At 47.7% G+C, this 12,610-nt stretch carries 14 protein-coding genes; 4 read left to right on the top strand and 10 right to left on the bottom strand.

Going from position 1 to position 12,610, the window contains the following annotated elements; all coding sequences use genetic code 11:
• Window positions 1–8: 8 nt before the first annotated feature.
• Window positions 9–581, bottom strand: a complete 573-nt coding sequence (gene lepB / locus Q0R37_RS02790; protein WP_294750871.1) for a signal peptidase I — start codon at window positions 579–581, stop codon at window positions 9–11.
• A gap of 14 nt (window positions 582–595) precedes the next feature.
• A complete protein-coding gene (locus Q0R37_RS02785; protein ID WP_294750868.1) occupies window positions 596–952 on the bottom strand; it encodes a hypothetical protein in 357 nt (118 codons plus the stop codon).
• Between the two features lie 531 nt (window positions 953–1,483).
• Here Q0R37_RS02785 and lepB (Q0R37_RS02780) point away from each other — a divergent pair.
• Genes lepB (Q0R37_RS02780) through Q0R37_RS02770 form a run of 3 tightly spaced genes read left to right on the top strand, consistent with a single transcriptional unit; the run spans window position 1,484 to window position 3,937 of the window.
• On the top strand, window positions 1,484–2,044 hold the full coding sequence (gene lepB, locus Q0R37_RS02780; protein WP_294750863.1) for a signal peptidase I: 561 nt from the start codon (window positions 1,484–1,486) through the stop codon (window positions 2,042–2,044).
• Window positions 2,041–2,874 (top strand): class C sortase, encoded by an 834-nt coding sequence (locus Q0R37_RS02775; RefSeq protein WP_294750861.1) that lies wholly within the window; start codon window positions 2,041–2,043, stop codon window positions 2,872–2,874. The genes lepB (Q0R37_RS02780) and Q0R37_RS02775 overlap by 4 nt, the downstream gene beginning before the upstream one ends.
• Window position 2,875: 1 nt before the next feature.
• Window positions 2,876–3,937 (top strand): Cna B-type domain-containing protein, encoded by a 1,062-nt coding sequence (locus Q0R37_RS02770; protein ID WP_294750859.1) that lies wholly within the window; start codon window positions 2,876–2,878, stop codon window positions 3,935–3,937.
• Window positions 3,938–3,978: 41 nt separating this feature from the next.
• On the opposite strand, the gene Q0R37_RS02765 is transcribed toward Q0R37_RS02770, so the two are convergent.
• From Q0R37_RS02765 to Q0R37_RS02730, 8 genes are all read right to left on the bottom strand, one after another.
• Window positions 3,979–4,626: a sortase gene (locus Q0R37_RS02765; RefSeq protein WP_294750857.1), complete on the bottom strand. Its 648-nt coding sequence runs from the start codon at window positions 4,624–4,626 to the stop codon at window positions 3,979–3,981.
• Window positions 4,627–4,740: 114 nt separating this feature from the next.
• Window positions 4,741–6,462 (bottom strand): DEAD/DEAH box helicase, encoded by a 1,722-nt coding sequence (locus Q0R37_RS02760; protein ID WP_294750854.1) that lies wholly within the window; start codon window positions 6,460–6,462, stop codon window positions 4,741–4,743.
• An 86-nt stretch (window positions 6,463–6,548) separates the two neighbouring features.
• Window positions 6,549–7,304 (bottom strand): class I SAM-dependent methyltransferase, encoded by a 756-nt coding sequence (locus tag Q0R37_RS02755; RefSeq protein ID WP_294750851.1) that lies wholly within the window; start codon window positions 7,302–7,304, stop codon window positions 6,549–6,551.
• Window positions 7,305–7,316: 12 nt separating this feature from the next.
• On the bottom strand, window positions 7,317–8,066 hold the full coding sequence (locus Q0R37_RS02750; protein ID WP_294750905.1) for a tRNA threonylcarbamoyladenosine dehydratase: 750 nt from the start codon (window positions 8,064–8,066) through the stop codon (window positions 7,317–7,319).
• 10 nt (window positions 8,067–8,076) lie between these two features.
• Window positions 8,077–8,550: a GNAT family N-acetyltransferase gene (locus Q0R37_RS02745; RefSeq protein WP_294750848.1), complete on the bottom strand. Its 474-nt coding sequence runs from the start codon at window positions 8,548–8,550 to the stop codon at window positions 8,077–8,079.
• A gap of 1 nt (window position 8,551) precedes the next feature.
• On the bottom strand, window positions 8,552–8,797 hold the full coding sequence (locus Q0R37_RS02740) for a DUF3781 domain-containing protein (protein ID WP_294750845.1): 246 nt from the start codon (window positions 8,795–8,797) through the stop codon (window positions 8,552–8,554).
• Entirely contained in the window at window positions 8,797–10,065 is a 1,269-nt protein-coding gene (locus Q0R37_RS02735) for a DUF1015 domain-containing protein (protein ID WP_294750842.1), read from the bottom strand. Before Q0R37_RS02735 ends, Q0R37_RS02740 begins: the two co-directional genes overlap by 1 nt.
• 129 nt (window positions 10,066–10,194) lie before the next feature.
• Window positions 10,195–10,776, bottom strand: a complete 582-nt coding sequence (locus tag Q0R37_RS02730; RefSeq protein ID WP_294750839.1) for a Maf family protein — start codon at window positions 10,774–10,776, stop codon at window positions 10,195–10,197.
• 225 nt (window positions 10,777–11,001) lie between these two features.
• On the opposite strand from Q0R37_RS02730, the gene Q0R37_RS02725 reads away from it, so the two are divergent.
• On the top strand, window positions 11,002–12,549 hold the full coding sequence (locus tag Q0R37_RS02725; RefSeq protein WP_294750837.1) for an MATE family efflux transporter: 1,548 nt from the start codon (window positions 11,002–11,004) through the stop codon (window positions 12,547–12,549).
• The last annotated feature ends 61 nt before the right edge of the window (window positions 12,550–12,610 follow it).

Genomic DNA, 12,610 nt, shown 5'->3' with positions numbered 1-12,610 from the left:
TTTCTCGATTATTTTTTAGACCATACTTTAAATATGACCTTTCCTATTATCTGGTCCTTTCCTACGCAGCCGATGGCAGAGCTTCTGCTGTCCACAGAGGTCCCGCGCTGGTCTCCGAGGATAAAGATCTTGTCCTCAGGCACCTGATACGGAAATTCGATCTCGCATCTGCCGAGTTCCTTCTCTTCAACGTAGGGCTCGTCGAGGAGCTCACCGTTGACCGAGACATTTCCGCTGCCGTCTATTTCGATAACATCCCCCGAAAGGCCGATAACGCGCTTCAGCAGCGATTTGTTCTGCCATGAAACGCAGCACAGCTCTCCATATGTTACCTTATCCGATTTAACAAGCAAAAGAATATCACCGTCATTCAGTGACGGTTCCATACTGCTTCCCACGACCTGAACGACGGGGAAGAAGAGTGTGGAGATGAGCACCGCGACTGCTGCAACGACAATGAGTATCGAAACTGTGCTGAACAGGGTGCTTCTGAATCTCTTTTTATGATTTATATTTTTCAGCTCTGCCTCTACCTGTTGGACAGAAGGCATAGTCTGGGGAGTTTTCTTGTTTGCTGACATGGTATCCTATCCTTTTATTCGTCGTTTTTCTGTGCAGGAGCGTTCATTTTTGCTTCTTCTATTATCTTCTGGGCCTTTTCCTCGGCTTCCTTTATGATAGCGTCGGCCTTTTTACGGGCTTCGGCGGAAGCGGCAAACTCAAGCTGGCTCATGTAATCATCGGCCGTCTGCTGAGCTGCCTCAAAAAGTCCGCTGAGCTTTGCGGCTATTTCGGCAAGAGAGCCTGCATTCTCGATCTTAAGCTCTTTTTCACTGAGCTTTTCGCGGAGTTCACTGTTTTCTCTGAGGAGCTCCTCCTGCTTTTTTTGATATTCATATATTATATATATCAGGTCGCTTCTTTTTAAGCGTTTGAATTCTTTATCAGTCATAAATTATCTCCGTGTGAACAAATTTATAACATTGTTCTGTGTAATGATATTATACCACTTGTTATGATAAGACGTCAACCACATTCATATATTATTAACATTAAGTAATTAATTTTTGTGACAAAAGTCTAATATTTTTTACCTGATTTGTACGCTTTTACCATAGAAAATTGAGTCAAAAAATGTACGGTCAGGATTGAAAATGTAATATTATACTGCCAGAATTCGTGTTAACATATTATTAATCCTTTGTTTTTAATTAGGAAACTATTTGGCGATTTGCCTAAATTAAAACAAATACGTTGTGACTAACGCCGAATTTTTGATGTTTATAAAGTTTGTTCACACTTTATTATTGACTTTTCTCCTGACAGGAAAGTATAATATGTACATAGAACTGTGCATTGAAATATTTGCTTAATCAATACTTATATCAATTAATATTATGCTCACTTAAAAACAGAGATAAATTTATTGTATTAATTTACGCTTGCATTACATTATGTATAAACCGAAGGGCTGTGTCGTGAAATGAACGAAAAAGATACCAATGAAAACAATATTGAGCCGAAAAGCTACAGAAAAGCCTTTGCGAAAGCTCTTTTCAGCACTGTTTCGTCTCTTATCACCGCCGCAGCCGTTATCGTTCTGATCTGCAATTTCGTTTTCCCGCTTTTCAGAGTTACCGGCAGCAGCATGGAGCCTACTTTATCAAAGGGACAGACTGTGCTGTGCAATAAGTCCGGGGATATAAAAAAAGGCGACATTATCGCCTTCTACCATAACAAAAAAGTCCTTATAAAACGTGTTATCGCCGCATCGGGCGATACTATAAATATCCTTGACGACGGTACGGTGGAGCTGAACGGAAAAAAGCTTGACGAACCATATATCAGCAAAGTCTCGTCGGGAGAATGTGATATCACGTTCCCGATGACAGTTTCCGAGGATAGATACTTCGTAATGGGCGATGAAAGAGAGGTCTCGGTGGACAGCCGCACGACCTCCGTTGGATGTGTCGCTGAGGAAAACATAATCGGAAAAGTTTATTTCAGGGTCACGCCTTTTGGCTCATTTGGTAGGATAAAATGAAAAACAAGCGCAGTCTGATATTTAACATCGTTCTTTTTGCTGCTCTGGTTGCAGGTATCTGCATTATGCTCTACCCTTCGTTCAGCAACTGGTGGAACGCTGGCAAGCTCTCAAGAGCTATCGCGGTATACGATCAGACGGTCAGCGAAATGGACGATTCGGTAAAGAAAAAGTTCTTTGAAAGAGCGGAGAAGTATAACAGCGAGCTTGCAAAGCTGGAGTCTCCTCTCAGTGATTATAAGAATGTAAAGGGCTATGAACAGGCTCTTGACATAACAGGTACGGGTATAATGGGATATATTGATATACCTAAGATAAACGCTTATCTCCCCATATACCACGGAACCAGCAGCGAGGTGCTCAATATCGCCGTGGGTCACCTTCAGGGGACTTCACTCCCCATCGGCGGCATTGGAAATCATGCGGTAATATCCGCACACCGCGGACTTCCGTCTGCAAGGCTCTTCACTGATATCGACAAGCTCACGGAAAATGATACTTTCAGTATCACCGTGCTTGACGAAGTAATGGAATATGAGGTCGATGAGATAAATACGGTCCTGCCGTATCAAATGGACAAGCTTGTGCCGATACCCGATATGGACTGCGTTACTCTTATGACCTGCACTCCATACGGTATAAATACGCACCGTCTGCTTGTGAGAGCTCACAGGATCGAGAGCGGACAGCCTCACATCATTAAGGTAACTGCCGATGCTGTCCCCGTTGACGATATAAAGGTTCTGCCGTTTATAGTTGCTCCTGTCATTGTGATCCTGATGATCTTCTGGGCAGTTTCGGGCAGGATAAGATCAAAAAATAAGAGGTGATATGATGCAAAGGTACGGTAAATCATTCATGAGATTTTTCTCATGCGTTTTCTTAACATTTTCCCTTATGCTTATGTTTATACCGCTGTCAGGCGCTGTCGGCGCCGGGAACGACCGCTCCGTAACCCTGATATGCAGAAAGGATAACACCATCCTTACAGGTATGAAATGGAAGCTCTACAGAGTTGGAGTGCGCTCGGGAAGCGGCTTTGCGCTTACGGGAGATTTTGCGGGATATCCTATAGATATCAATGAGATCAACGAGGAAAACGTATCCGAGAAAGCAAAAACCCTCGAAAGCTACGCAGTTGCGGACGGTATTGCTCCCGTCGGCAGCGGTGAGACCGATGAAAACGGCGAGCTGAAATTCAGCGGCTTGAGCAAGGGCATATATCTTGCTGTGGGAAGAACGCTGCAAGTCGGCAATACCTACTATGTTCCCTCATCTCTCCTGCTTGAGGCTGATGATTCCGATATTTCATTCAGCTATGACGCATATCCGAAATTTGCCTATGCTACTCTTGGCGGAAGTGTCGGTTCGTATACCGTAAGAAAGGTATGGATAAACGATTCGGCTGAAAACACAGCTCGTCCCTCATATGTAACAGTTGACCTTTTCAGGAACGATGAACTCTACGATACAGTGGTACTGAACGAGGAGAACAACTGGGAGCATCGCTGGAGAGACCTTGAACCTATCAACGACTGGTACGTTGTCGAGCGTGAGATACCTGTCGGCTACAATGTTATAATTGATTTCAACAGCACACAGTATCTCATAAAAAACAGCTATAATCCGAAGGATACGACTACAACGACAACTACTCTTACTTCGGGCACGACAACTACGACTTCCTCCGCTACAGATCAGACTACTTTAACGTACACAACGGCTACAGGTACGTATACCAATGTCACAAGTCCGCCGACAACTACGGTCAAGCTGCCGCCGCTCACGCAGACAGGACAGCTCTGGTGGCCGATAGTGCCCCTTGGCGCAGGAGGTATACTGCTGATATCCCTCGGTGCGCTTATCAGGACAAAAAAAGAGGATAAGGAATAACAAAAAAACATCTTCAGTATTGAATAACTGAAGATGTTTTTTTATTTCTGTATTTTGCAGGCTCTTACTGTTATCCTTGCCTGTCCGCTCAGGTTGCAGGTGAAAAGTGTAATATCCCAGTCAGTGCCTTTTCCGTATATCATTCCCTCCGAATCCGAGCCGTCGATGGCTCTTATCTCGTCGACCCGATAGCTGTGGACAGTTCCGCTTATATCGGTGAAAAATATCTCGTCGCCTGTGTTCAGCTTGTCCAAATAACCAAAGTGACTGCTGAAATTGTGGGCTGCGATTATAAGGTCATTATCCTCTGCGCTGCCGCTGAAACGGCATGGCGAAGCGTTCAGGTCATCATAGGTACAGCTGTCGCATACGGGAAGCTCGATGCCGATAGTCGGTATTGAGATCACTCCGCAGTACTTTTTTCCGTCGAGTTCTATGATCTCATGACGTTTTTGGTCTGACTGCATCTCCTGCTGATAAGCTGCATAGATATCATCGGCGGGATTTTCTGTGCTCTCGGTATCAGCTTCGGCTGAGGTCACGGGAATGAGCTCCCTGAGCCCGGAAAGTATCTCACGGGAGCGCTTGTCAGCCGTTCTGTCCTGCATTATATTGTAAATACATAGCGACAGTGCGGCAGTCAGCAGTGCAGCGCCGCAAAATATAAGTATCCTTTTCAGAGCTTTCATCGGGATTTATCTCAGGAACGGGAGTATTACCGCTGCGAGTATCATAACTCCTGCAAGCATAAGGATTATTACTCTCATCCATGGCTTCATATTTCTTCTCATCTGTATCACTCCTTAATGTCTTTTTTTCATGCGCTTTTTACGGTCGGGGATATAGTCTGAGAAAATCTCCGATCTTTTTTTATTGCCGTATGCTGTCTTTTTTCGGTCGAAACGCGGCTTTTCACCTGTGCGGCGGCTCTTTGGCTTGTCGTGGCTGCTGCCCTTGTAGAGCTTGACCTCCACCTTGTTGCCGTTGATCTTCATTGAGTCGGTACTGTCTATGATGTATTCGGATTCGGCTTCGGGAACCTCAACGGTGGTGTGCTCGTCAAAAATATCTATCTTGCCGAAATCTCTGCCTGTCATGCCTGTCGCGTCAACAAGGGCGCCGAGTATGAAATTCGGAGCTATACGCCTGTTCCTGCCGACATTTATCACTATCTTTACAGTCTTTGCACCGCTGTTCCTGCCCTTTTTAAGCGGACGTGCGCTTTCAAGGTCCGGGAGAGCCTCCGTTTCGGCTTTGAGCTGTTTCTCGATCACTCTTGCAGCGGCTTCGCGGTAGTCGATACCCTGTGCGGCAAGTCTGTCGAGTATGTCATATGCATTGTGACCTGCCTGAGCTTCGGCTATCTCACTTACGAGAGACTCCTTCTTCATGGCGATGATGTCCGACTTTTCGGGCAGGGGCATTTCGCGTATCTCGGCATGGGTATATTTCTCAATGGCTCTGAGGTCGTAGAGCTGCTTTCTTCCGCTTATGAGAGTATAGGCTGTGCCCGTTCTTCCCGCTCTGCCTGTTCTGCCTATGCGGTGTATGTAGTATTCGTTGTCCTGAGGGAGATCATAGTTGAATACCGCGTCAACTCCGCTTACGTCGATGCCTCTTGCGGCTACGTCCGTAGCAACGAGTATCTCAGCGGCTCTGTTCTTGAAGCTGTTCATGACCTGTGTGCGCTGTATCTGCTTCATATCGCCGTGGAGCCCTGCTGCGCGGAAGCCGCTTTTTACGAGCTCCTCGGTGAGCTGGTCCACCATGACCTTTGTGTTGCAGAATACCATAGCAGATGAAGGCTTGTATGCGGCAAGAAGAAGCTTTAACGCATCGGTCTTGCGACCCATGGCTGTTTCAAAGTAGAACTGCTCTATGAGCTCTACAGTCTTCTGTGCGGTCTTTATCTTTATGTGAACGGGATCGGTCTGATACTTTTCCGTTATTGCCATTATCTCCTTAGGCATTGTTGCAGAGAAGAGAACGGTCTGTCTGTCCTCGGGAACGTCTGCAAGTATGGACTCGATATCCTCGCGGAAGCCCATATTCAGCATTTCGTCCGCTTCGTCAAGTATGACCGTGCGGACAGAGTCGAGCTTCAGCGTTCTTCGGCGGATATGATCCATTACTCGTCCCGGAGTGCCGATTACGATATTTGCTCCGCGTTTGAGCTCGTGTATCTGCTTTTCCATGCTTGCGCCGCCGTAAATGGCAGAGGATTTTACTCCCTCCTTGAACTTGGCAAACTTGCGTATCTCCTCGTTTGCCTGCATTGCAAGCTCCCTTGTGGGGCAGAGGATAAGGACTACAGTCGATCTCCTGTCGGCTTCTGTTATGCTCTCGACAGCAGGTATACCGAAAGCGGCGGTCTTGCCCGTACCTGTATTCGAGCGTCCAACAACGTCGCGCCCCTCAAGGAGAAGGGGAATGCTCTGCTGCTGTATCTCGGTCATCTCCGTGTATCCGAGCTCTTCAACGGCACGGAGAAGCTCGTCCGATAAATTCAGTTCGTTAAAATGCATTTTGTTACCTTTCTTCCATCAATGTTCCAATACAAAATATCATAGCACAAAAAGCCGAAAAGGTCAAGGGGATTTAACAGTAAATGTCAGATTTCCCTGCAAAAAAGCATATTATTGACCTGTTCGGTGATGAATATCTCTCCGTCCGTGACTTCGATACCGTAGCTGCTGACAGTCCCTTTCGGGTGACGTTTCATTATAGTTTCGTATATTTTCTCGTATTTTCGCGGAAAACGAATGCTGCTGACGAATGAATCTGCAAGCTGAAAGCCGCAGTTCCCACAAAGAGACTTCCACTCGTCAAGGCTGCGGAATTTTATATGTCCGTCGGGCTTTACCTGCATATACTCGTCGGCAAAGCCGTTTTCATCACCCTCATTGGGGGCGGGGTCTGAAATGAAAAAGCAGCCTTTATCGGACAGAATACGGCTCACCTCTGAAAGACTGCTGTTTATATCTGGAAAATGGTGGAGGGCATACCTTGTAACGACCATGTCGAAGCTGCGGCTTTCAAATGGGATAGTGCTGCCGTCATAGCTTACGAAGCTGATATTGTCCAGCCCCTCCTGAGCCGCCCTTTGTCTGTTATGCATGAGAGCATTTTCGACAATGTCAAGTCCGACAAAGGATGCCTCAGGATACTTTTTTGCAAGGGCAAATATGAGATAGCCGCTGCCTGTTCCCAGGTCAAGTATCCTCATGCCGCTTTTTACCGGAAGGATACCGAGTATAGCTTCAATATGAGAAATGTCCTGCGTCTGCCTGTTGTAGAAGCTCTTCTCGGAAAAAGCAGCTTCAAATCCCTGCTTTGCGGCGGAGATAATTTCTTCGGAGTTTGACATAATATTACACCTTTACTTTTCGCCGGTTCCTGTCAGGTCTTTTATGACCTCGCCTGCGATGATAAGTCCCACGACTGAGGGGACAAATGCTGTAGAACCGGGAGTTGAGCGCCTTGCTGCGCCTGTTCGCATATCGGTATTGCCCGAGCCGTCCTCAGCAGCAATACCTTGAGGCACTAAGGGCTGCTCTTTGGAATAGACGACTTTAAGCTTCTTTACTCCGCGGCGTTTCAGCTGATAGCGCATGACTTTTGCAAGGGGGCATACGGAGGTCTTGTATATGTCGGAGACTTCAAAGGCGGTGGGGTCGAGCTTGTTACCTGCGCCCATTGAGCTTATAACGGGAACTCCCGCACTTTTGGCCTGCATGATTATCTCTAACTTGCCCGTTACGGTGTCAATGGCGTCGATAACGTAGTCGTACTGTGAAAAGTCAAGTTTATCGGCAGTCTCGGGCATATAGAACATTTTGTGGCAGGTCACTTTGCAGTCGGGATTTATGTCGCGGATACGCTCTGCCGCCGCGTCCACCTTGTACATACCCACGGTGCTGCCGAGGGCGATGATCTGACGGTTTATATTGGTAACGCAGACCTTGTCGTCGTCGATGAGGTCAAGTGCGCCAACGCCCGAGCGGGCAAGAGCTTCAACAGCATAGCCGCCCACGCCTCCTACGCCGAATACGGCAACGCGGGAATTGGCAAGTACTTTCATGGCTTCTTCTCCGAAAAGAAGCCCGGTTCTTGAAAAACGGTCGGACATAGTTTTCTCCTTATACTTCTCTGAACTTTTCAAGGCGGTAGAGCCTCTCCTCGTCAAGCTCCGCTATGCCGTTCTTGTAGTCGTAGCCGAACTTTCGATAGAACTGGCAGCCTGTAATTGATGAGGGTATCTCTATACGTTTTGCACGGAGGAAGTACTCGTCCTTTTCGAGAGTTTCCATAATGAGCCTGCCTACGCCTCTTCCCTGATACTCGGGAAGCACGAATATAGTGAACAGACCGCTCTCGTCCTCCTTGCCCCAGAACGGACCGATAGAGCCGCAGCCGATGATAGTATCGTTATCCTCTACTACATAGAAGTGCGTCCAGCCGGCGCGTTCGAGGATATTCTGAGGCTGCATGATTTTGACCCACTCTTCCATGGACTCGGCAGGGTAGTCCTTAACGTTGGATATTCTTATAGTTTTTATAACAACAGCCGAAACTGCTTCTGCATCGGCTTCTTTAAATCTTCTGATGTTCATATTATCGCTCCTTTCTGAGCTTATGTGCGGTGATTATGGTATAGCTGTATGCGTTCACGGTGATGATACAGCCGTTTACGGTTATGTACCAGTTCTTGCCCTTGCGCTCTGTAACAGCTTCTGGAGCGTTTATCTGCTCCCTGCACCATTCAACGGTATCAGTGCAGTCAAGGGACAGGTTTCTCTTTATACGAATTGCGCCAAGCTCCGTGGTGTGGAGCTTGGCGAGATTGTTCAGTAATTCCATTATTCTGTGATCCTGCGGGCTTCAATGTAAAATCTCTTGTCCTCGGCGTGTCCCATGGAGAAGGTCTTTCTCGGGAGTGCTCCGTCCTTGATAACGGTGGGGAAGAGTTGAGACTTGTCCATATCGGGGAGTATGAATGCGATGCCGTTGTGCTTGTCGGCGAGAGACTTAACTGTATCGGCTCCGTGGATATAGTCGATCTTTCCGCCGTTTGCCTTTATATATCCGTCAAGGAAGTTCTGGAGCGAGCCGACAGACAGATTTGAGGATTTTTTATTGATATAGAGCTTCTTTTCAACGCCCTTGCAGGTGCAGATAACGTACTGGTCTGAGGTCTTTGTCTCGGAGAGTTCCAGTGCGGCTGTGAGCCCGCCAATGAGCTTGTCGCAGTCAACATCGTATACAAGGCGGTGTATAGCCTCGAATTTGAGGGCTTCACTGTGGAGGTTCACTATCTCGGCGAGAGCATAGCGAGCAGGGTGGTCGGAGAAGTCCTTATCGGGCTCAGCCTTTTTCAGCTGTTCGTAGAACTCCTTTGCTGTAGCGAGGGAGTGGTTTCCATCACCCATAGCGTAGAGGAGTACGGGAGTGTTTGAAAGTCTGTATTTTTTGCAGAATGTATCGGGATCCGCAAGAGCGCAGAGTGCCTTGTCAACTGCTTCCTGAGCGGACTTGTCAACCAGCCAGCCCTTGATGCTGCCGCCGTTCTGCATGAGCTCAAAGTCATAGAGCTTGCTGTCGTCGGAAACATTCTTTGCAAGGGGTTCGATAACTGTATTCTCGGGATCGTCAATGAGTATCATAATGTGGGGAAGCTCAAGGGGAGCTCCCTGTCTTACCTTGATACGGGGAGGTATACGCTCGATGACGGTAGCCTCGGTAGCTCTTACCTCTGAGGTGCTGCCCTTTGAGAAGTCGTACTTTTCAAGGTCGATAGCGCCAACGATGCCCTGACGGAGTATGCCGTTGCTCTGAGTGCGCTCAACGTAAACCATAGCGTCCTTGTACTCGGTGAAGATACCATCGGATACGTACTTGTCCATAGCTGTGTGGATATTGTCGATGCGCTCTGCGACTCCGTCCTGCTCGAGGTAGAGCTCGGGGAGGATAAGGTTAAGCGTTGAGGGAGCGCTGCCAACTGCAGCGCTTACCTCGTCCCAGTACTCAGGCTCGCTGGTGTACTGGTCGCAGGCGATAACGGACCACTTGTGCATATCGCAGTCCTTGGGTAAAAGAATGTCGGCAGAATGAAATGCGGTTGAGTTCATGGTAAATACTCCTTTATAGTTATTAGTTTTTAGTGCTTAGTGCTTAGTAGAGTACGGTTCAGCTGACGGCTGAACGTACCCTCTGTCCTACGGACATCTTCCTACACTGTAGGTAGGTGTCCCGAATATTTAATCCGCTGGGCGGTCGGGGACGCCCGCCCCTGCATTTTTTAATTCGTTAAAGAGCCTTGCCACTGGAAGTCCCACCACGTTGAAAAAGTCTCCGTCGATATAGGAGATAAGCGCTGAGCCCAGCCCCTGTATGCCGTAGCCGCCTGCCTTGTCGTAAGGTTCATCGGTGTCGGCGTAGGCTTCTATCTCGGCAGTTGTCAGCTCTCTGAAGGTCACATCGGTGACTTCCGAAAATGAGCTTACCCTGCCGCCGCTGATTATACAGCAGCCCGTGATGACCTGATGTGTTCTGCCCGAGAGCTTGGATATATCGGCTATGCACTGTGCTCTGTCACGGGGCTTGCCCAGTATCTCGCTGCCCAGTATGACCGTGGTATCACAGCCGATGACCGTACAGTCTGGGTATTTCTCCGCGGCAGCCTTTGCTTTGAGTACGGCAAGGTACTCGGAAGCCGCTGTCGGCTCAATACCATCGGGGAGAGTCTCATCGCAGTCAGTTGAGACAGCCTCGAAATCCTCGGTTATGTATCTCATCAGCTCCCGACGTCTCGGGGAAGCCGAAGCAAGTATTATTTTCATATTGTTACTCCGTAAGATATAAATGTGTACTAAAAAATATTTTACCACACACAGGGCATACTGTCAAGGACTTGTGTTATCCTATTTGTTGAAATTGCATTATGTTTAACGGAAAGTATCAATAAAAATTGGCATATCATTTTTTTATACCGCTATTGTTTTTTCTTCCCGAATGATGTATAATTAAAAAGTATTTGATGTTATAAGAAAAAGAAGGGTAAAAATATGAATGGACGAATATACGATGGACCACCGAGCGGTGCAGGAGCTCCGCCTCCGGGAGTGGGAGGACCGCCTCCGGGAGTGGGAGGACCGCCTCCGGGAGTGGGAGGACCGCCTCCGGGAGTAGGAGGACCGCCTCCGGGAGTGGGAGGACCGCCTCCGGGTGTAGGAGGACCGCCTGCTGGCATAGGAAATCCTCTCGGCAATGCGCCTGTAAGGTCGCTTATGCTCAAGTTCGCAATACCGAGTATCGTTGGTATGCTCGTAAGTGCGCTTTACAATATGGTGGATCAGCTCTTTATCGGTAAAGCTGTGGGAACTCTCGGAAATACTGCAACTTCTATTGCTTTCCCGTTTACTACTGCGTGTATGGCACTGGCGCTCCTCCTCGGTATAGGCGGTGCTTCGTGCTTCAACCTTACAATGGGTATGGGCGACAAGAAAAAAGCTCCGTATTTTGCGGGAAATGCGCTTTCACTCTTAGTGGCAGGCGGTGTTATACTCTCGGCTGTTACGCTCATTTTCCTGACGCCGCTGCTGAAACGCTTCGGAGCTACGGACGCGGTCATGCCTTATGCAAAGGAATACGTCAGCTATACGGCTTTTGGTTTCCCGTTCCTGATACTTACCACCGGCGGCGGACATATCGTCAGAGCGGACGGAAGTCCGAAAATGACAATGATATGCAATGTCACGGGAGCTGTTATAAATACCATACTTGACGCGGTATTCGTTCTCGGTCTCGGCTGGGGTATGAAGGGAGCAGCTGTCGCTACAGTTATCGGACAGTTTATTTCTGCCGTGATAGTTGTTATCTACTGTATGCACTTCAAGACCGTATACCTTTTCGGCAAACATCTTATCCCGTCATTCAGGATCGTAAGAAGGATCTGCTCCATAGGTATGGCTTCATGCTTCAATCAGCTCGCTATCGCCATCGTTCAGATAGTTCTCAACAACTCGCTCAAGCACTATGGCACCCTTTCGGAGTACGGCGCTGATGACCCTATAGCTGTTGCGGGAATAGTCATGAAGGTCAATATGATAGTATTCTCAATAGTTATCGGACTTGCTCAGGGTACACAGCCTATTGAGAGCTTCAACTACGGCGCAAAGAATTATGACAGAGTTAGAAGCGCTTTCTGGATGGCTCTTAAAGCTGGTCTTGTCATTTCGATAATCGCTTTCATTATGTTCCAGCTCTTCCCGAGACAGATACTCAGCGTATTCGCAAACAGACAGGCAAGCGAGGAATATTACGAATTCGGTGCAAAGTTCTTCCGTACATTCCTGTTCTTCACATGGCTCAACTGCCTCCAGCCCATAACCTCCACGTTTTTTACATCAATAGGAAAGTCCATAAAGGGTATATTTCTTTCACTGACAAGGCAGATACTCTTTTTCCTGCCGCTGCTTATAGTACTTCCCATGATGTTCGGCATAGACGGAATAACCTATACGGGTCCTGTTGCGGACGGGCTTTCGGCTGTGGTTGCTATCGTTATGGCTGTATTTGAGTTCAGGAACATGAAGGACCTCGAATGGTACTGATATGTGGAAATAACGCCAAAAAGAAATATCGGACAAAAGAAAAGTTAAGTTAAAATATAAA

The sequence above is a fragment of the uncultured Ruminococcus sp. genome, from assembly GCF_946415235.1.
Classification (GTDB): domain Bacteria; phylum Bacillota; class Clostridia; order Oscillospirales; family Ruminococcaceae; genus Ruminococcus.
The sequence above is the reverse complement of the archived record's forward strand: the minus strand, read 5'-3'. Positions and strand labels throughout refer to the sequence as shown.